This is a genomic window from Vibrio algarum, from assembly GCF_028204155.1.
In the GTDB taxonomy this organism is placed as follows: domain Bacteria; phylum Pseudomonadota; class Gammaproteobacteria; order Enterobacterales; family Vibrionaceae; genus Vibrio; species Vibrio algarum.
Genome location: NZ_JAQLOI010000001.1, coordinates 2247490 through 2268200, shown reverse-complemented (window position 1 = coordinate 2268200; position 20711 = coordinate 2247490). Strand labels below are relative to the sequence as shown.

Here is a 20711-nt window from a genome sequence, read left to right as displayed (position 1 = left end):
ATAAACTTTTAAGCGAACTCTTTTTCTAAATAGGCCACGATATCGGATGATTCATACATCCAGGTTGTTTCGTCACCGTTATCTATTCGTAGACATGGCACTTTAAGTGCGCCACCGTGAGTCAATAACGCTTCCCTGTGAGTTGGGTTATTTTTCGCATCACGAAGATCAAAGGTAATAGATTGACGTTGCATTGCACGACGCACTTTCACACAAAATGGACAGGCTTCAAATTGATACAAAGCCAGTGAGCTTGCTTTTTTATCGAGTTCTTTTTGTAATTCTTCGCTTCGCTTAATGCCTTTAGGTGAAAAAATAAAACTTAAGGTCAGAATAACTTTCCCTAAAAACCAACGGATAAACTTCATATTGTCTCTTTATGATGGGTATAAATTAACAATAGTGTAACAGTGATGTCTATTCGACAATAGAGCGGATATTGATGCCCATGCACATTAAAAGGGGGACATGGGTATCAATAGTTTATGTTTATTCGTTTCTAGCCTATTTAGATTCGAGAATTAAGCGATCTTGAGCACCTGCTTTCAATGCCTCTAATTGCTTAATTAATCCTTGTTGATCAACAAACGGGTGCGGTTCTCCATCTTGTCGGGTTTTTAGGCGTTGACTTGCTTCCGTCATACCATTACTAAATGGGTGAGCAGTTAAGTGGACGGTAATAGGGTTACTCTCATCTTCAACAAGCTTTTCTATTTTTTCGACGCTTTGGATATAGGTTTCAACTTGCTCAGGACCATCAATAGCATTTAATCCTAACCCGCCAATCGAAATGGCTTTGTAGGTACTTTCTCCGTCTTTAACATCAAATAGATAAGATGCCGTGCCCCATGTGTGCCCGGGTGTAAGTAATAGTTCAAACTCTCGATCACCGACAGTAAATTTATCCCCGTCTTGGGCAATGATGTCAGCTTCAGGTAAAAATACGCCATTCCAGTAGGCTTTTGGTTTTTTCTTCGCATCGTTTAATGCTTCTTGCCAACCTTTTTCGCTCATAACAAAGCGTGCATTGGAAAGGGATTTAATTTTACTGGCTCCACCCGTGTGATCAAAATGCCCATGAGTCATAAGAACTAATTTAATATCTGCAGGATCAACACCAACTGCCTCAATGTTTTCGACAACTTGATCAGCAAATCCACCAGTACCAGTATCGATAAGTACGGCCCCATCATTGGTATTTATTAACCACGTAGATACCCAGCAAACACCCACGTTATAAACATCTTTAAATGCTTCATAGGGTTCAATATATTGTGCACTTGGATCATTTAGCCAGCGATTAAGTTCACGTGGCATTTTTCCTGTGCGGCCAAATTCAGAGAATGCAGCGTTGATGGTTTCAGACGGACACCCCACCAAAGCCTCAGCGGTTAAAGGTTGGTTTTGAGATTGAGCGAAAGCGCCAGAACTCAAGAGGGCAGTAGTGATTAGCAGTGGCTTCAATAATGTTTTGAGCATTTGGAACTCCAAAAGAGATAAGATTTGATGTATTATCGTTGCAATATTTGAACTAATAAACCGTATATTAAGCCACTAAAGGTTGCATAAATCGGTCACATGAGGTGGTATGGATCGACTCATAGCGATGCGAGTATTTGTTGAAGTTGTTGACCTAGGCAGTTTGACCGCTGCTGCTAGTAAACTCGACATGTCTCGTTCGATGGCAACGCGATACATTGCTTCGCTCGAAAAATCATTTTCAATCAAATTGTTAAATCGAAATTCGAGAAGTTTACACATAACTAACGCAGGTGAAGAGGTGTTACCTTATTGCCGACAAATTCTCTCGTTAAATGATGAAGCTATGTATAAAACAAGCAATGAGGATGCAGAAGCGACAGGTCTTATCCGTGTGGCGTGCAGTGTTTCATTTGGTCAGGCTTATGTTGCAGCTGCCATTCGTCGATTTTTAACTCACTTTCCAAAAGTGTCGGTTGAGTTAGTTTTGACAGAGCGTGATGTTGATCTAACCAAAGAACCTTTTGATATTTTTATACAAATAGGGAATAGATTTGATCAAAACATGGTGGCTCGACAACTCACTCGTTGTCACTCCGTCGTCTGTGCGTCAGAAGACTATTTAAACGAGTTTGGGCGACCAGTTACACCAAATCAATTAACCGCCCATACTTGTTTGACTCATGTTGGTTTAGGCAAGCATTGGTTATTTAAAACGACCACACAAAAATCTGGTCAAGAGCCGATAGAAGTCCCAATTTTTGGGCATTTTAAGTCCAATGATGTGATGGTGTTAATGCAAGCCGCTCTGGCTGGAGAAGGGATTACCTGTCTACCTTCCATAATTGTACAACCTTACCTCGATAGCGGTGAGCTTTCACCGCTACTGGAGAGGTATGTTACAGGAGAGGTGGATATCCATATAATTTACCCTACTCGTAAGCATCTTACGAATAGGGTAAATAAATTAATCGACTTTTTAATCGAAGACTGTAATGACCGATAGGACGAACTATTGAGCGGTTAACAATTGCTTAAGTTGGCTTCTTTCTTCATCTGTCATGCCTGTTTTATTTAAGAATGGCATATCGGCGGTTTCAACTGAGCGGGCTAGAATTCGGGGTGCCCAACGCTCGATGTCTTGCCAGTTATCAAATATTACGCCTGAAGGTGCAATAACAAACACATCATCAGTTGGTTCGCTGCTATGACAAGTAGAACACCGCGCCGCGATAATATCTAATGCACCACTTTGTAAAGAATTAAGCGAAGTGTTGTCACTCATTTCAACGGAACTCACATCGATTGATTTGGTGGATGGGACACTCACAATAACAGCAAGCAGGCACATAGCCGCAATGCCAGAAAGCAAAACGCTTGGTTTATTTTGGCCTGTGTGTTTTAGGTTGAAATAGTGTCGTATCCATGCACTAATTATCATGATAAGCAGTGCTACTAGCCAACTAAAAGAATGCTGATAAATCATTGGATAGTGGTTGCTTATCATTAAAAAGATAACGGGAAGAGTAAGGTAGTTATTATGAATGGAGCGTCTTTTTCCTTCTAGGCCAGGGGCAGGATCAACGGCTTGTCCAGCAGCAACCTGAGCCACCATTTTCCGTTGCCCGGGGATAATTTTATGCCAGACGTTATTAACCATAATTGAGCCTATTAAAGCCCCCATATGAATAAATGCCCCACGACCACTAAAAATTTCAGTGAAGGCATAAAAAAATAACCCTCCAACCACGGTGAGTGACACAACAAAAAGGGTCTTGTTTTTGGCTAACGGTGAACGTAACAACACTTCATAGCAGACAACACCCGCTAAGATAGCCCCTACACCCAAACTTATCGCTTCGGCCGTGGAGAGCGTCATTACTCTTGGGTCTATAAGGTAGGCTTGTGCGTTGAGATAATACATCCAGATCATCAGAACCGAGCCAGTAATCCAAGTGGTGTAGGCTTCCCATTTAAACCAATGCAAGTTGTCGGGCATTTTTTCAGGGCCTACTTGGTATTTTGCTACTTCGTAGAAACCACCGCCATGGACAGCCCATAGATCGCCTTTAATACCCTTGTCTTTTTTCCATTTTGGTGGCGTTTCTAGGCTATTATCCAGCCACGTAAAATAGAAACTCGCTCCTATCCACGCGATTCCACATATTACATGGAACCATTTGATAAATAACGCAATCCATTCGTAGAGTTGTGGCCACATATTTTACTTCCTTTTTTGTAGACGAGTTTTCCATTCAGATAAGTAGCAGCGATGACTCTTTCATCGCTTAAGATCGAGATAGCGAACAGTTGTTCAGCTAAATCGTTACAACGGACTAAGCGTTGGTGAAGAATAGGTGATGCTTTGATATCGAGTTCAATGAAATCGGCTTCAGTCCCCGGATTAAGGTTACCGATCAGGTGAGAAAGTCCCATTGCATCTGCAGCGCCTTGCGTGCAGCGATATAAAGATTCGAATGGGTCTAAGCTGATGCCTTGCAACTGACAAATTTTGTAAGCATCAGATTGGTTAGTAAATAAGCTTAAGCTGGTGCCCGCGCCAATATCGCTGGCGATAGAAATAGGGATATTATGGTCCTTAGCTCTTTGGTAATCGAACAAGCCACTGCCCAAAAACAGGTTAGAAGACGGACAAAAGGTAATGGTAGAACCTGATTCAGCTAGCGCTTGGTATTCTCGGTCTTGCAAGTGAACGCAGTGACCAAATAGCGAACGGTCTCGAGCTAAATCAAAGCTTTGGTATACATCTAAATAGTCACGATGGTCTGGATAGAGTGATTTTATCCAGGCTATTTCAGATAAGTTTTCACTCATATGAGTTTGAATAAAGGTATCTGGATGCTCGTTGGCAAGTTGCCCCGCCTTTTTGAGTTGTTCCGGTGAACTAGTCGGTGCGAATCGAGGTGTAATAGCGTACATGGCTCTACCGTTTCCATGCCATCTTTCTATCAGAGATTTGCTATCGTGATAAGCGGATTCTGGGGTATCTTGCAGGTAATCAGGGCAATTTCTATCCATCATGACTTTCCCGCATATCATTCTTGCACCGAGTTCTTCTGCGGCGACAAAGAATGCGTCTACCGAGTGTGAGTGAACCGATGCAAAGACGCTTGCGGTTGTCGTTCCGTTCGAAAGAAGTTGCTCTAAAAAAACTGGGATTGTCGATAACAGTACTCAACTTCAGCAAATTTTTTTCTGTAGGGAAAGTGTACTCATTCAACCAATCTAAAAGTTGCTTACCGTAACTTGCAATCATCTCAATCTGCGGTAGATGAACATGGCCGTCAATCATACCGGGGATGATCAACCCTTTGTGCAGTTCTACGCCGCCGTAATTGAGCAGTTGTTGGTTCTCTGCCAGCTTGAAAAAGTCTTCAGCTTCACCAATGTGCGTGATTTTGCCTTCTTCCGTCACCAATACGCCATCATTGAAATACTGATAATTATTGGCCGGATCTATTGTGGTTTTAGGGAAGTGTAAAATACTTCCTCGATGAACTTGTCTTAGCATACTAACTCCCCCTATAGGTCGAGTAGGAGTAGGGTGATAGCAATAAAGGGACGTGATAGTGACGTTCGTCTTCAACAATAAAATGCACTTCCACTAATGGGAAAAAACACCCACCAAATTGGCTTTGGCAATACGATTCTGTGTGGAATTTAAGTGTGTATCGGCCTTTTTCTAAGGTTATTGCGTCAAATCGAAAGCGACCATCTTGATCGGTTATTCCTTTTTGCAAACAATCATGTTGCGAAAAAGCACAGAGCTCTACTTCGATACCAGAAGCTGGTACACCATGTGTGGTGTTGAGTACATGACAACTTAAACTGCTCATAGTAGGACCTCCATACGAATCTGGCTGATTTTTTTCTGTTCAATCGTTGCGTTAAGTAATTCGTCTGAACGGTTATTGACGATTCGACTTTGTAAAATCCCTAGCATGTCATCTGCAGATTTATTCGTGGCACAGACGATAAAAATGAAGCCGAATTTATCCAAATAAGCTTGATTGAGCTCCAATAGTTTTTCTAATATCGCCTCTGGCGCACTGGAAACCTGACTTTGTTCGCGTTCACTTAGGTTTTTTCCTTGGGCGTATTTTTTTCTAAGGCTCGATATATCGCCTATCATTGGGTGACCCGCAAAGGCTTCTAACCAATCTTTCTCTTCCAGTTGGCAGAATGCCTTATCAGCCATTTCAATCACATTGTGTTTACTTAAGCTCTTTCCGGATTCAGAAGTTATAGACCGCAACAGCAGTGTTTGCCAACGCTGGCTTGAACAAATTTTTTGCAGTAACTCTCTGTCGATAGAAAGCTCTTTTTCTTTGACAGGGTTAGTCATGTTGAGCCTCCTTTAATGATTTTCTAGCCGTGTTTGCTTGTTGCCATTGGGCTTCTTTACGTAAAGTTTCTTCTTTTATCTCTGTTGGCCTTGCTTTTACTTGATCAAACAAGGCCATCAACTGTGCAGCAACGGAAACAGCGACCTGCATAGGAAGCTTTCCCTTGATGTCAGTGTGTCCGATAGGGCAAGTGAGATTTTCAAGTAGGGACGTACTAGACAGTTGCTCTTTTAAACGAAACTCAAAGCGCTGTTTTTTCCCTTTAGAACCGATTAAACCGATATAAGGAAAGCTCGCTCTCTCTAGAGCTGTCTTGGTAAGTTCAAAGTCGAGGGCATGGTCATGGGTCATGATGAGTAACATGCTGTTTGGATTAATATCGTTAATGGTTTCGACAGGTGAGTCATGCTGATACGCATGAATACCCATAGCACAAACTTGTTCTACCCATTGCTGACGATTATCGATAACAGATACATGACAGGGAAGCTGTTTTAAAATGGTACACAGTGCTTGGCTAACGTGTCCTGCACCGTAAATTATTACTTTTGGTTGTTGGCAGTTTATGGGTTCTAGCATCACTTGCACCGCGCCCCCGCAACACTGTTCAAGGTCGGCAGCTAATGAAAAACGTTCAATAGAAACTCCGCTTTTATGTGGGGATAATTGTGTTTCTGCTAATCGTGCTCGCGCCTTTCCTATCACCTGAAGTTCAAGGTTTCCACCGCCTAAAGTGTCGAACTGACCATTGGCAGAAACCACCATTTTGCTACCACTTGACCGTGGAACAGAACCTGCTTCTGCTATGATGGTAGCAATGCAGTACGCCTCTCCATTATTTTCTAACCATTGGCATGCCTCTAACCATGTTAGCGTTGAATTCTCTGTTAATTGATTGAAAGTATTAGACTCATTGACTTGCATAGGTCGTCTCCCTACCAAATTGTTCGTACTGTTTTTCACACGCTTTAAGAATCTCTTCGCCGGTCGCTGGTGCGTTTAAATCAACGGCTTGAGTATGATTGCTGATCGAAGCAACAGCGTCGTAGATAGCGCACCAAACGCTAATTGCGTGCATAAATGGTGGCTCACCTACTGCTTTAGAACGGTAAATACTGTGTTCAGGATTTGCTTTATCAAATAACGCAACATTCATCTGTTTTGGATAGTCGCCAATCGTCGGTATCTTATAGTTCATTGGGCTGTTACTTAGCAGCACACCCTCTTTATTCCAGACTAACTCCTCTGTGGTTAGCCATCCCATACCTTGAATAAACGCACCCTCTATCTGACCCAGATCGATAGCGGGGTTAAGGCTATTGCCAACGTCATGTAAAATATCCACTCGATCGACACGTAATTCACCAGTGAGAGTATCGATAGTGACTTCAGAGCAAGATGCCCCTAACGAGAAGTAGAAAAATGGCCTACCGACAGATTTTTCTTGGTCATACCAAATTTTAGGCGTTTTATAGAATCCGCTGGCGGAAAGTGAGACGCGATTTAGATAGGCTTGCTGAACCAATGAATGCCAATCGACCTGCTTTTCTCCAATGGTCAGCACACCATCAACGATAACTGCTTCGGCATCGGTAGCTTGATAAGTTTCATGCGCGAATTCAAGAAGTCGGGATTTAAGTTCTTTGGCTGCATTATGTGCCGCCATACCGTTTAGATCGGCACCAGATGAAGCGGCCGTTGGTGAGGTATTCGGTACTTTGTCGGTTCGAGTCGACGTCACAAGTACTAACTCGAACGGTATACCTAATGTTTGCGCAACAATTTGTTGAATCTTGGTGTGTAAACCTTGTCCCATCTCCGTACCACCATGGGAAACTTGTACGCTGCCATCAGTATAGATATGAATAAGTGCGCCGGCTTGGTTTAGGTGCAAAGCAGTAAATGAAATACCAAATTTAACGGGGGTAAGCGCTAACCCTTTTTTGAGTACCGGACTAGTGTCGTTCCATTTTTTTATCTCTTCGCGACGTTTGCGGTAATCGCTGCGAGTTTCTAATTGCGTGATGACCTCTTTGAGCTCTTCATACTGCTCGACGGGCATACCGTAATGAGTTGTAGCTTTGCCTTCTCTATAAAGGTTTTTCAAGCGAAGGTCGAGGGCATCCTCTCCGACAACAATACTAAGATCTTGCATCGCTTTCTCAATTACCATCATCCCTTGAGGCCCGCCAAAGCCGCGAAAAGCAGTATGAGAAACAGTGTCGGTTTTAAGCCTATTACCTGTAACAAAGGCATCACCAAGAAAGTAGGCGTTATCACTATGGAACATGGCACGATCAACGATAGCACCAGAGAGATCCGCAGAATGACCACATAAGCCATTGACTTCTATCTCGACAGTTTCTATCAAACCTTGCTTACTCGCGCCTATTTTGTATTGATTAAAGAATGGATGACGCTTACCCGTTACCGACATATCAGTGGAGCGGGGCAGTCGAATTTTAACCGCTTTTCCTGTAAGAAATGCCCCCATGCTGGCTAGACATGCCCATTGCGCCGCTTGTGTTTCTTTGCCCCCAAAACCGCCTCCCATTCGGCGCATATCAACGGTAACTTTGTTGAATGGTATGCCAAGTACTTCAGCAACGAGTGTTTGTACCTCGGTTGGATGCTGGCTAGAAGTGCGTAAGAAAATACCACCGTCTTCAGTGAGTTCAGCAAGGCTAATTTGCCCTTCTAAATAAAAATGTTCTTGACCACCAACGTGTTGTTGTCCGGAGATGATGATGTCACTTTTTTCAAATTGTTCTGTTGAAACCGGTGTTCCCATTGTATTTGGGGGAGTACTTCTGCTTGAGTCCCATCGCCAATGCAGTTAAGGATAGGGTTAGGTTCTACGCTGTATTCAATAACGGCCTTTTTTGCTGCCTTTACAGCTTGGTCATGGCTTCTTGCCAGCACAAGTGCGATAGGTTGCTGGTAGAATTTTATCTCGTTGTCGCTCAGTAGCGGATCGCCTTTAACGATGGCACCGATGTCTTTTTCACCGGGAATATCTTGATAGCTATACACAGCAACGATACCGGGCATCTCTTTAACCTGTTCGAGATCAAGTGTGGTGATGTTGCCTTTGGCAATAGATGCGGTAATAACAGCAGCATGCAAACACCCTTTTGGTGTTGGGTAGTCATCTAAAAATGCGGCATCACCTGTTACTTGTTTAATCGCACTCTCATGTTTGTATGAACGTCCGACTACATCGGACGACAGCAATTGGCTCTCACCAGTGACGTGATTGATTTGGGTTAATTTGCGCATTATTGATTAACCTCATCTGATGTCGTTTTTTTTGTTGCACTAGTTGCCGTATTTAACCTTGTCGGGATCTGATTACATTCAAGATAAAAGCGTTGAATAAGGTTTTTTACTAGCTGCACGCGATACTCAGCACTTCCTCGAACATCGCCAATAGGGGAGATGAAATTTGGTACCTGTTTCTGGACTTTGCGAACGAGCTCTGGGGTGAAATGGCGGCCTATAAATAAGCTTTCTAGTTGAGACAGTCGAACCGATTTTGCAGCGATACCACCGGCGGACAGAATACATGCCTTGATACGGTTATCATTGCCAAATGTGAGGTTTATCGCCAATACAACGGTAGCGATATCATCTTCAAACCTTTTACTGATTTTGTAGATTGCGTGTTTTTGATTGGGAGCAAGAATAGGGATATGAATGGCACTTATCCATTCGTCTGCCTTGATTAGGGTTTCGCGATAACCGGTAATGTAATCTTCAGGCGCGTATAACCGCTTCTCTTTACCATTATCTATTTCAATACGACCATTCAAACTGATAAGAAGCGGGGCGATATCCCCAATCGGTGAGGCGTGGCCTAAACTGCCACCAAGCGTGCCTCTGTTTCGAATCGTTAGGCTACCTAATCGCTCAATTAATTCATCTGTACTTGGATAATGTGCGCGCATAAAAGTGTGTAATTTAGAAAGCAGAACGGCAGAACCAATTCTCCAACCGGATTTTGTTTTCGTAATACCTTGAAGATCTTTCACGTCCGACAGGTCAATCATTTTATCAATGCGTTGCAGTTGTTGGGTTACTTCAAGCGCTAAATCTGTACCACCAGCAATCAGTTTTGCATCGGGATGATTGGTTCGAAGTTCACCAAGTTCTTGTCTATTTGTAGGCTTCCAATAGTTGACCGTATTTTGTGGTGCTCTTGAACCCATCCAATTGACCAACTTGTCTTCATCTTTGCTTAAAGGGTCTTCAATATTGGCATCTGCGATGGTGTTTGCCGCGTCGATAAGGGGCCCATAACCGGTGCATCGGCATAGGTTTCCCGATAGATAATCAGCAGGGTTTTCTGGGCGATTTTTTTGTTTAGAGAGGGCATATAGAGACATAACAATACCCGGAGTACAAAAGCCACATTGAGTACCGTGGTTATCAACAACCGCCTTTTGTACGGGATGTAATTCGCCATTTTGTCTTAAATGTTCAACCGTAACGATTTTTTTACCGTGTAAAGCATGAATGGGGGTAATGCATGCGTTGACTTGTCGATAACGTAGGTTACTGTCTTCATCTAAATCCGCCATCACAACAGTACAAGCACCGCAGTCACCACTGGCACAACCTTCTTTAGAGCCAGTCAATCCTTGCTGCTCTCTTAAGTACGTGAGTAGCATACTGTCAACGGCAGCAGCTTCTACTTGAACGATTTCATCGTTAATCATGATCTCTAACATAACGTCCTCTGTTGCTAGAAAGTTGTCCACTTGGTCAAGTAAATGGGTAAAAAAAGACTCACGAACTAAAAAAGCAAGTGAGTCTCTTGTTGGGGGATTAGTTTGGAATTTTTGCGTCGATACCTTCAACGTACCAATTAACGCCCGCAAGCTCTGTATCTGTCAGCGTATGTCCTGCTGCAATAACTTCTTTACCACTGTTATCCTTCATTGGACCAGTGAAAGGGTGAAACTCACCTGACTTAATTTTAGCATGTGTGGCAGTAATCGCCTCTTTGATGTCAGCAGGTAGGTCTGGGTTTACCGAAGCAATTTGTAGTATGTCATCTGCGAAGCCACCCCAGTAATCTTCAGATTTCCAAGTTCCGTCCATAACTTCTTGAACCGTACGGATATAATGTGGTGCCCATACATCACGAACTGAGAACATGTGCGCTTTAGGAGCAAAACCGCTCATATCAGAAGCCTGACCAATTCCCATAACGCCACGTTTTTCTGCTGCAATGAGTGGTGCTGGGCTATCAGTATGTTGAATCATGATATCTACGCCTTGGTCAATCAAAGCGTTTGCCGCATCAGACTCTTTTCCTGGATCATACCAAGTGTTAACCCAAACAATTTTAAGTTTAATATCAGGGTTTACGCTTTTAGCACCGAGGTAGACAGAGTTGATATCGCGGATAACTTCTGGAATTGGAAAAGAAGCGATGTATCCTATTGTATTGGTTTTTGTTGCCATACCTGCTGCAACACCAGATACGTAACGACCTTCATAGGTTCTTAGTGCGTAGTTAGATACGTTTTTAGAACGTTTATAGCCTGTAGCGTGTTCAAATTTAACTTTTGGAAAGCGTTTTGCTGCTTTCAAAGTTGGGTTCATGTAACCAAAAGAAGTTGTAAAAATGACGTCGTGGCCTGATTTTGCTAACTGTGTGATAACACGCTCTGCATCGGCACCTTCAGGTACACTTTCTACATAAGTCGTGCTTACCTTCTCACCAAAATGTTTTTCCATTTCTTGGCGGCCTTGATCGTGCTCATAACTCCATCCGTGGTCACCCACTGGACCTACATAAACGAATCCAACCTTCATCTGTTCTTCTGCCAAAACAGCAGAAGATAAAAGTGTGGTAATTGATAAGGCGGCTGCACTCATCCATCGGTTTAGTTTCATGAAATACTCCATTTCAATAGTTGTTAAATTTGGTAACCAGTACGAATTAGTGTGGTGAAATCAGCTTACTAGAAGTGAGAACCAATTCGATTTAGCGCTTTGTCTCTAGTTGATTGCAAAAACCTGACCACATGGTGATATTTTTGAAAAATAATTTACCGTTTTTGTTAACGCCTTGTAAATAAAGGCTTGTCAGGGTCTAGATGGGGAAGGGATGCATTTAATGGAGTGATATGATCAGGGTTTGATGCGTTCCGATGTATCAGTTTGGTGCAAGTCAAGGCGTTGGGTGCACCAACTTAATACGATGTTAACTTGTTGTAAGTGATATGTTTCGAATGTGGTTTTTAAATAAATGGGAAAACCAATATGTTTTCTAAAAAAACAGTGACACTCTGGGCGCGTAATTTCTCGGAATAAAATGAGTTATCTAACCTCGCTACAGGCCTTTGCAGGACAACATTTCATTTTTTTTGCTAATTGATAATTTCTTAAGTGATTGATATCAGTGGGAATGAAAAACCGCTCATTTAAGAATGAGCGGTTTAAGGTTCAACAGCGTTTATTGTCGGCTAGAAAACCTAGCTTCGGTTTAATGCAGCTTCGGATCAAACGGTTTTGCTAAACTCATCGGTGTCGCAAGTTTCTGCTTCAAGGAGTTCGAACTAATCATAACCATCACCACTACCGTTGCTAGGTAAGGCGTCATGGCGAGTAGGTTTGGCGATATATCGAACCCAAACCCTTGCATCACTAGGTGTAGGATAGAAGCAAAGCCAAACAAATAAGCGCCAAGCATTAAATAACCCACTCTCCAGGATGCGAAAACAACTAAGGCAAGTGCTATCCAACCACGACCAGCGGTCATGTTTTCCATCCACATTGGGGTGTAGGCGAGTGACATGTAAGCACCAGAAAATCCAGCCATTGCTCCACCAAACAAGACAGCAAGGTATCTAACCTTTAATACTTTAATACCAAGCGCGTTAGCCGAGTGTGGATTTTCGCCCACAGCACGGATAGTTAAACCTATTCGTGTTTTCTGCAGAACCCACCATGTTGCTCCAACGATAACGAAACTGGCGTAGACAATAATATCTTGATTAAAAAGGATTTGACCAATAAATGGAATGCTACTTAAAACCGGAATTTCAATTTGAGTAAAGCCTTGAATCGTAGATCCAACAAGGCCACCACCCATGAAAGAGCTCAACCCTGTTCCAAATATGGTTAATGCTAAGCCTGTTGCAACTTGATTGGTGTTAAGGCTTAGAGATAGGGTGGCGAATATCAAAGACATACTCATGCCTGCAAAGATCGCTAGGGCAATACCCATGCCTAAGCTTCCGGTGTAGAAAGCGCCTGCAAATCCCGCCATTGCCCCCATCAGCATCATGCCTTCTTGACCAAGGTTGAGTACACCTGATTTTTCGCAAACCAGTTCACCTAGTGCGATGAGTAACAAGGGAGTTCCAGTTTTGAGTGCCGCGATTAATATTTGTTGCAGTAGGTCCATATCCATTAGGCTGCTCCCGATTCTTGTTGAGTGTCTACGATTGCGCCGTCCACAATGGTAGGGATATTGTGTTTGGGGTTTCTTCTTCTAACTGCGATGCGATAAAAAATAAGGAAGTCACATGCCAGTAAGAAAAACAGTAGGGTGCCTTGAAATAGACCCGTAATCGCGGTTGGTAGCCCAAGTTCTATCTGAGCTAAGTCACTTCCCATGTAAAGTGTTCCCATAAAGAGCGCCGCAACAATGATACCAATCGGGTTTAGTCTACCTAAATAAGCCACGATGATTGCTGCGTATCCATAGCCGGGGGATACAGAAGGAATTAGTTGTCCTATAGGGCCGGTCACTTCTGATGCCCCTGCAAATCCGGCAAGCGCACCTGCGAATAACATTACACCCCATACGATTTTGTTGCTGCTAAAGCCCGCATATCTGGCTGCTGATTTATCTTCACCAAATACTCTCAGTTTAAAGCCCGGTAGGGTTTTATAGAGCATAAGGCCAGATAAAAGCGCAATAATTACGGCAATAATAATTGAAATCGAAGCACGCCCTTCCTCTTGTATAATGGGTAGCATTACTCCGTCAGCAAATAAAACAGACTCTGGAAAACCAAACCCTTGCGGATCGGCAAGTGGGCCATGTACCGCCCATAACAGGGTATAAAGACCAATGTAATTAAGCATAATGGTGGTTAGGATGAGATTAGTATTAAAAATACGTTCTAATAAAGTAGGTATAGCCGCCCATAACATGCCACTAATAGCGCCAACGACAAGGACTAAAAGTAATGAACCACCACCAGCGTCTTCACCCATTTGTATTGCAATGGCACTGCTTGCAACCGCTCCGATAAGCAATTGCCCTTCAGCTCCAATGTTCCAGATATTTGCGCGATAACACAACGCTAACCCAACAGCACAAAGCAGCAATGGTGTTGACTTCACCATCAATTCACCCAAATTGTAGCTGTCGCTCAGTGGTGAAATGACAAAGACCTCAAATGCCTTGATAGGACTCACATCCAAAGAGATAAACATTAGGCTAGAAACGATCATTGTTAATATGATTGCAATAACCGGAGAGAGCCAAGTCATCAATTTTGAGCTCTCAATTCTTGGTTCAACTTTAAGCATTTGAGTTCTCCTCGGGCTTGACCTCGGTATGGTCAATAAAGCTGCCTGCTATCCATTGTCCAATCTGTTCAATATTTGTTTTACTGGTTTCGACAATTGGTGCTAACGCGCCTTCATATAGGGCCGTTATACGGTCACAAATTACGAATAGTTCGTCGATATCTTCTGATACAACCAAAATTGAAGCCCCTTGATCTCTTAACGCGACTAACTGTCGGTGAATGGCACTGGCTGCTCCTATATCTACCCCCCATGTAGGGTGGGCACAAATTAGCAGAGTCGGGTTTTGATCCACTTCTCGACCGATGATGAATTTTTGTAAATTTCCGCCAGAAAGGCTTTTTGCTTGGGCATTTCTGTCTCGGCATTTAACCTTGTTGGCCGTTATGATTTTGTCAGCTAACTGAGTTAGTTTGTTCTTTAGGATAAAACCATTTTTGACTAAGGAACTGCTATTTGTCAGTAGCGTGTTGTCAGTTAAGCTCATCTCGGGCACAGCGCCTTGACCTAGCCTGTCTGTTGGTACGTAAGCCATGCCAAGTTTACGTCTTCCTCCAGCATTGATATGACCGATGGCTTTGCCTGCAAAGGTAATGCTTTCTTTACTCGCTCGGCAATCTTCGCCACTAATCGCCTCTAGAAGATCTTCTTGCCCATTGCCTGCCACACCGGCAACCCCGAGGATTTCACCTGATCTTAGTTGTAGGTTTACTTTATTCAGTCCACAGCCAAAAGGATGAGCAGGAGGAAGAGTGAGATCGACTGTTTCGAATAAAATGTTTTCAGTAAGGTTTTTCGGGTAGCTTTCAGAGAGTTCTGCATCACTACCAACCATCATCCTTGCAATGGTTTCGGGTGTTTCTTGTGCTGGGATACACTCACCACTCACTTCGCCACCACGAAGAATTATGGCTCTGTCGCATAAAGCCGTGACTTCTTTTAGTTTGTGACTAATAAAGAGAATACTACACCCTTCGCTAGTGAGCTTTTTAAGGACTCGGAATAGGCCAGCAACTTCCTGAGGTGTTAATACTGAAGTGGGTTCGTCAAGGATGAGCAACTCTACTTCTTGTATAAGGCAGCGTAAAATTTCTAAGCGTTGGCGTTCTCCAATGCTTAAACTATGCACATAGCGATCTGGTTCAACGTGTAGATCATATTTTTTACTGATTTCGATAACGCGTTGTTTTAAGTTGTCCACTGTATCAAGGAACTCTTTGTCTAGTCCGAGCTCGATGTTTTCTAAAACCGTTAAGGTTTCAAACACAGAGAAGTGTTGAAAAACCATACCAATACCCATTGCTCTTGCTTGGTTAGGCGAGCGAATATCCACTTCGTGATTTTTCCACATTATCGCACCGGTATCTGGCCGGTTTACTCCGTAAATCATTTTGACTAGCGTTGACTTCCCTGCGCCATTTTCGCCTAGTAATGCGAGTATTTCCCCTTTTTCAAGAGTCATGTTTACATTGTTGTTTGCTATTACCCCCGGGAAAAATTTACTCACGTTCCAGAGCTCTAATAGATGTCCATTGGTCATGGTGTGTCGATTCCTGTCTTATAATTGGAATGGTTAATGCAATAACCTGACCAATTGTTCAACTCATCAGTAAACTCAAGGTTTGTTACGAATATGTAGTTATATTGCGCGCGATATTGCGTCTAGAATGGTGCGGATGCACCAATTTGATGCAAATATGTGAGCAGATAGAGTGCCGTTGTGACCAAAAAGGTGCGAGAGCAAAAGTTATCTAAAATAACCGAATTAACGATAAATGGAATGAATATGTCTGACGTAGAAAATGGAGAACATGCAGTAGAGAAGGGTGGCGCAATCCGAGCCAGAAACCGGCAGAGAATTTTGCATGCAGCTGAGCAAGAATTTGCTAAATATGGCTATAAGGGAACCTCGGTGCAAGCTATCGCTGATAGCGTTGAGTTGCCAAAGGCAAATATCCTCTATTATTTTAAATCGAAGACAGGCCTATACAAAGCGCTGCTTACCGACATACTTGAAATGTGGAATCAAGGTTTTTCTATTGAAAGTAGCAATCTTGCGCCGGATGAGGTCATACGTCGCTATATCATTGAAAAAATGCGTTATAGCCGAACACACCCTATGCGCTCAAAGATTTTTGCAATGGAAATAATTCAGGGAGCCCCTAACATTCGCGATGCTATCGAGCAACCGATGGTGGCTTGGTCCAAAAGTAAAGTCAACGTGATTCATGAATGGATTGATGCTGGATTGATCCCCAGTATAAATCCTCTTTATCTACTATTTCTTATATGGGGAACAACTCAGTTTTATGCCGATTTTGATAGCGAAATTGAGTTAATTAAGGGTAGGCCGCTTTCAGACGAAGAGTTTTTAGATGCCGAAAGCTTTACTGTAGATATTGTACTGAAAGGCCTCAATTTAGCCTGATATTTCATTTTCCTGAACACTTGGTCAGAAAATTGCTTAACAAACTACACTTAAGTTATTAACATCCCATTTGCATGAGAACGTAATGTCATGGGAATTTGTACAGTTTTGAAGCTCTAAAAGGAATGGTTATGAGCAGCAATTATCCAAGGGACTTGGTCGGTTATGGAGAAAACCCTCCAAACCCGAATTGGCCTAATAAGGCTAAAATCGCACTCCAATTTGTCATTAACTATGAAGAGGGGGTGAAAACTGTGTGCTGCATGGTGATGAAGGATCTGAAAAATTCCTATCTGAGATTGTTGGTGCGGAGTCTTATAAGGACAGGCACCTTAGTATGGAGTCTATTTACGAATATGGCAGCCGCGCTGGATTTTGGCGTCTACACCGCTTGTTTAACAAAGAAGAGATTCCGGTCACTGTTTTTGGCGTTGCTAAAGCATTAGAGAAAAACCCGGATGCAGTGCAAGCAATGTTGGATTCTGAGTGGGAAATTGCTAGCCACGGTTTGCGTTGGATCCACTATCAAGATTTTACACCAGAGCAAGAAAAGGCTCATATGGAAGAAGCCATCGCGATTCACCAACGGGTGACGGGTAGTAAACCGAAAGGGTGGTACACGGGTAGAACCAGTCCTCACACATTGGCACTTATTGCAGAGCGAGAAGATATTCTCTACTGCGCCGATAGTTATGCAGATGATTTACCCTACTGGGATGAAAATTACTCTAAACCATTGCTCATCGTTCCTTATACCCTTGATACCAATGATATGAGATTTGCAACACCTCAGGGATTTAATAGTGGTGAGCAGTTCTATCAGTATTTAAAAGATGCTTTTGATGAGCTTTACATGGAGGGGGAAATCAGCCCTAAAATGCTGAGTATTGGATTGCATTGCCGCTTGGTTGGACGGCCAGCACGTTTAGCGGCATTAAGACGTTTTATCGAATATACCAAACAGTTTACTGATGTTTGGTATGCAACACGTGCACAGATTGCAGAGCACTGGTTAGATGGAAATAGCCAGAAAAATGAGAGAAGAACGGATCTAACCTCTAATCAAGAGCAACCAACGGAATCAAGTTTGGCAGTTCAAGAGCACAACGTTATCGATATTTCATCGAGTAATGAGGATAAACCGACAGTAAAAGATGATGAGCTATCAAACACTCGATTGTCAGTTAAAGATCTATTTGCTATTAAAGGTTTTAAAACAGGTGCTGGTTTGCCCAATTGGCTGGCGAAAGCCGAAGAGGAGCCGAAAAATGCTAAAGCCGTCGATCTGTTATTGGAGCAGGGGGCGGTATTAACCTACAAAACTCAACTCGATGAGTTGGCGTATTCTCTGGCGGGGAACAACAGCCACTATGGTGTTTCGGTGAACCCCTTTGATTCAAAACGAACGAGTGGCGGTTCTAGTTCTGGCTCAGCGGTTTCAGTTGCGCTTGGCGAGTCAGATCTTTCTTTAGCGACAGATACTGGTGGTTCAATTAGAGTACCTGCCAGTTATTGTGGTTTATATGGTATGCGTCCAACCTATGGCGTAATTTCCTCTGAAGGCTTAGTACCACTTGCACCAGTATTCGATACTCCCGGTTTACTAGCTAAACAATTGACCAGTTTAGAGTTGGGTTTTCGGGCGCTGCTTGGCTATAAGAAAATAGAGGTTTTAAATAGTATGGCTTGGTGTGACGCGCTATGGGATGGTGTCAATTCAGAATTGAAAGCCTATGCTGAACAGATTTTTAATCAGTTTGAAGGACATAAAACCCGTTTAGACGAGCCACCAATAAACGCAGAAGAAAGACGATTCTGTTTTTCAGTACTTCAAGCGGATTCTATTTGGTATGCCCATGGTGATTGGCTAAAAGAAAACCTCTCCGAGTTTGGGGTTGATATTCAACAACGTCTTCGGTGGGGGAAAAATCTCAGTCTTGATGATAAAGAACGAGCTTTAGCGTTGTTGGAAGAGTGGAATAGCGGAAAGTCTAATTGGTTACCCAATGGTTGTATTTTACTCATGCCTACTGTTCCAGACGTCGCACCGCTAATTGAAGCGAGTGGAGAGGACATCGATATACAAAGACAAATATTGCTTGGGCTTACTTCTATCGCTGGACTAAGTGGTTGGCCACAATTACAGATACCTGCGATAAAGGTAGGTAATGCACCAATCGGCCTGAGTTTATTGGGCAAAGAAGGCACCGATTTGTCGTTGATTCATTTTGCTAAAAATCAATTAGAACAATTATAAAGGATATTTTATGTCATACCGGGCAGCGGTCACCGCACCACATTATCTTGCTTCTAAAGCAGGTGAGAAAATTTTAGCGAAAGGCGGGAATGCCGTAGAGGCGTGTATTGCAATGGCAAGTACGTTAACTGTGGTATATCCGCATATGACAAGCTTGGGTGGTGACGGGTTTTGGCTTATTCACAAACCGGGCGAAACACCTATAGCCATTAATGCTGCGGGACAGTGTGCGCAAGATCTGTCGGATGCAGAATTTGGAAAACATCAGAGAGGACCAAAGGTGGCATTGACCACAGCCGGTGTCGTTGCTGGTTGGGATAAGGCGTTGTCTGTTTATGCTGGTTCGCTTTCTCTAAATGAACTATTTCAATCAGCAATTGACAACGCAACGAACGGATTTGAAGTGACACAAACCTTGCATGATGCCCAATGTAAATTGATTGAAGAGATAGATGATGAAGACTTTTCATCGGTGTTTCTCAAGCAGTCTATGGCTTACAAAGTTGGCGACACAATGGTATTGCCTGCTATGGCTAAAACCTACCAGAAGTTAGCAAAATCGGGCTTAAAAGATTGGTATGACGGTGAATTGGCTCAAGAAAATGTACGTTATCTTAAGAAAAAAGGCAGCCCTATTTCATTGAAAGATATTGCTAATACAACGGCTCAGCTAACCAATCCGTTACATGCTGTCACACAGTGGGGGATTTCTACAATTTTGGTGCACCTACCCAAGGGGGCGCTTCGTTAAACATTCTTGCTCTATTGGATCACTATATAAAACAACGATCTGAAACAGATGAATATTGGAGTAGTGAGAAAGGTGAAGAGGAGTTACTCCACTATCTTGTTGAATCAGTAAAGGTAGCGTTTGATTGGCGTAATCAGAATTTATGTGGTGAAGAATCGCTGAATACGCAGATGCAAAATCGACTAACGGCGGAATCCATCCAAAAGCAGAGCAAGTTAATATCATCGAACGCAGCACCATGGCCTAATCCCGGACCAGTGGGCGATACCGTGTGGATGGGTGTGGTTGACAGTAGCGGTTTGGCCGTAAGTTATATTCAAAGTATTTATTGGGAGTTTGGATCTGGCATTGTTAATCCAGAAACCGGTGTGGTTTGGAACAATCGCTGCCTAGGCTTTAGCTCGGACCCTGATCACCCCAACAGCATCAAAGCTGGTTCTCAGCCGATGCATACGCTCAACCCTCCATTGGCCTTACTAAAGGATGGATCTCGGTTTATCTATGGAACGATGGGTGGAGAAGGGCAACCTCAAACTCAAGCCGCATTGGTTTGGCGCTATTTAGTGCAGGGCCAAAGCATTAGCGACTCAGTGGCATTGCCGCGCTGGCTACTAGGCAAAACATGGGGTAAAGCGAGTGAAAACCTTAAGTTAGAAAAGGGTCTTTTCGATAAATGCGGTCATTCTCTAAATAAAAGAGGTCATGATGTGGTGTCAGCGCCAGACTTGGCCGAATATTTTGGTCATGCAGGAGCCATTCACGTTTCGACACTGATAACGAGTGCGGCATCAGACCCTAGAAGTAATGGCGAAGCGATTGTACTGGAATAGTCTTTATCCCATATGGTTAGCGGCAGTAAATTTTTTAGATAGA

General features: G+C 43.0%; 16 protein-coding genes and 3 pseudogenes. 5 read left to right on the top strand and 14 right to left on the bottom strand.

All coding sequences use genetic code 11. The annotated features are described in order from the left end of the window. Positions 1-8 precede the first annotated feature (8 nt). On the bottom strand, positions 9-368 hold the full coding sequence (locus PGX00_RS10635; RefSeq protein WP_272136018.1) for a glutaredoxin family protein: 360 nt from the start codon (positions 366-368) through the stop codon (positions 9-11). 136 nt (positions 369-504) lie between these two features. Beyond that, positions 505-1383, bottom strand: a pseudogene (locus tag PGX00_RS10630) (MBL fold metallo-hydrolase); the annotation flags it as partial. Positions 1384-1588: 205 nt separating this feature from the next. Here PGX00_RS10630 and PGX00_RS10625 point away from each other — a divergent pair. Next, positions 1589-2485, top strand: a complete 897-nt coding sequence (locus PGX00_RS10625) for a LysR family transcriptional regulator (protein ID WP_272136014.1) — start codon at positions 1589-1591, stop codon at positions 2483-2485. Between the two features lie 6 nt (positions 2486-2491). Here the strand turns inward: PGX00_RS10625 and PGX00_RS10620 are convergent, their stop codons facing one another. The 12 genes from PGX00_RS10620 to PGX00_RS10565 all read right to left on the bottom strand — a co-directional run bounded on the left by PGX00_RS10620 (position 2492) and on the right by PGX00_RS10565 (position 15942). Beyond that, positions 2492-3700 (bottom strand): urate hydroxylase PuuD, encoded by a 1209-nt coding sequence (locus tag PGX00_RS10620; protein ID WP_272136012.1) that lies wholly within the window; start codon positions 3698-3700, stop codon positions 2492-2494. Further along, positions 3646-4659 carry a guanine deaminase gene (guaD, locus tag PGX00_RS10615; RefSeq protein ID WP_272138034.1) on the bottom strand — a complete coding sequence of 338 codons (1014 nt, stop codon included), beginning with the start codon at positions 4657-4659 and terminating at the stop codon, positions 3646-3648. Before guaD ends, PGX00_RS10620 begins: the two co-directional genes overlap by 55 nt. A gap of 353 nt (positions 4660-5012) precedes the next feature. Beyond that, positions 5013-5336 (bottom strand): hydroxyisourate hydrolase, encoded by a 324-nt coding sequence (uraH, locus tag PGX00_RS10610; RefSeq protein WP_272136010.1) that lies wholly within the window; start codon positions 5334-5336, stop codon positions 5013-5015. Next, positions 5333-5845 (bottom strand): 2-oxo-4-hydroxy-4-carboxy-5-ureidoimidazoline decarboxylase, encoded by a 513-nt coding sequence (locus PGX00_RS10605; RefSeq protein WP_272136007.1) that lies wholly within the window; start codon positions 5843-5845, stop codon positions 5333-5335. The genes uraH and PGX00_RS10605 overlap by 4 nt, the downstream gene beginning before the upstream one ends. After that, positions 5838-6770, bottom strand: coding sequence for a xanthine dehydrogenase accessory protein XdhC (gene xdhC / locus PGX00_RS10600; protein ID WP_272136005.1), 933 nt, complete (start codon positions 6768-6770; stop codon positions 5838-5840). The genes PGX00_RS10605 and xdhC overlap by 8 nt, the downstream gene beginning before the upstream one ends. Continuing rightward, positions 6757-8637 (bottom strand): xanthine dehydrogenase molybdopterin binding subunit, encoded by a 1881-nt coding sequence (gene xdhB / locus PGX00_RS10595; protein WP_272136002.1) that lies wholly within the window; start codon positions 8635-8637, stop codon positions 6757-6759. Before xdhB ends, xdhC begins: the two co-directional genes overlap by 14 nt. Then, on the bottom strand, positions 8544-9125 hold the full coding sequence (locus PGX00_RS10590) for a xanthine dehydrogenase family protein molybdopterin-binding subunit (RefSeq protein ID WP_272135999.1): 582 nt from the start codon (positions 9123-9125) through the stop codon (positions 8544-8546). Before PGX00_RS10590 ends, xdhB begins: the two co-directional genes overlap by 94 nt. Continuing rightward, entirely contained in the window at positions 9125-10726 is a 1602-nt protein-coding gene (xdhA, locus tag PGX00_RS10585; RefSeq protein WP_272135996.1) for a xanthine dehydrogenase small subunit, read from the bottom strand. The genes PGX00_RS10590 and xdhA overlap by 1 nt, the downstream gene beginning before the upstream one ends. After that, positions 10674-11750 carry a BMP family ABC transporter substrate-binding protein gene (locus tag PGX00_RS10580; RefSeq protein ID WP_272135993.1) on the bottom strand — a complete coding sequence of 359 codons (1077 nt, stop codon included), beginning with the start codon at positions 11748-11750 and terminating at the stop codon, positions 10674-10676. The genes xdhA and PGX00_RS10580 overlap by 53 nt, the downstream gene beginning before the upstream one ends. A 592-nt stretch (positions 11751-12342) precedes the next feature. Beyond that, complete coding sequence (locus PGX00_RS10575; protein WP_272135991.1) at positions 12343-13272, bottom strand: ABC transporter permease; 930 nt, start codon at positions 13270-13272, stop codon at positions 12343-12345. Then, the gene (locus PGX00_RS10570) at positions 13272-14402 is read right to left on the bottom strand and encodes an ABC transporter permease (protein ID WP_272135988.1); all 1131 of its coding nucleotides are present in this window, start codon (positions 14400-14402) and stop codon (positions 13272-13274) included. The genes PGX00_RS10575 and PGX00_RS10570 overlap by 1 nt, the downstream gene beginning before the upstream one ends. Continuing rightward, the gene (locus PGX00_RS10565) at positions 14395-15942 is read right to left on the bottom strand and encodes an ABC transporter ATP-binding protein (protein WP_272135986.1); all 1548 of its coding nucleotides are present in this window, start codon (positions 15940-15942) and stop codon (positions 14395-14397) included. Before PGX00_RS10565 ends, PGX00_RS10570 begins: the two co-directional genes overlap by 8 nt. A 246-nt stretch (positions 15943-16188) precedes the next feature. Here PGX00_RS10565 and PGX00_RS10560 point away from each other — a divergent pair, with 246 nt between their 5' ends. From PGX00_RS10560 to PGX00_RS22810, 4 genes and pseudogenes are all read left to right on the top strand, one after another. After that, positions 16189-16830: a TetR family transcriptional regulator C-terminal domain-containing protein gene (locus PGX00_RS10560; protein WP_272135984.1), complete on the top strand. Its 642-nt coding sequence runs from the start codon at positions 16189-16191 to the stop codon at positions 16828-16830. A gap of 131 nt (positions 16831-16961) precedes the next feature. Beyond that, positions 16962-17842: pseudogene (gene puuE / locus PGX00_RS10555) on the top strand (allantoinase PuuE); the annotation flags it as partial. Between the two features lie 75 nt (positions 17843-17917). After that, positions 17918-19087 (top strand): amidase family protein, encoded by a 1170-nt coding sequence (locus PGX00_RS10550; protein ID WP_272138033.1) that lies wholly within the window; start codon positions 17918-17920, stop codon positions 19085-19087. Positions 19088-19097: 10 nt separating this feature from the next. Then, positions 19098-20668, top strand: a pseudogene (locus tag PGX00_RS22810) (gamma-glutamyltransferase family protein). Positions 20669-20711: the final 43 nt, after the last annotated feature.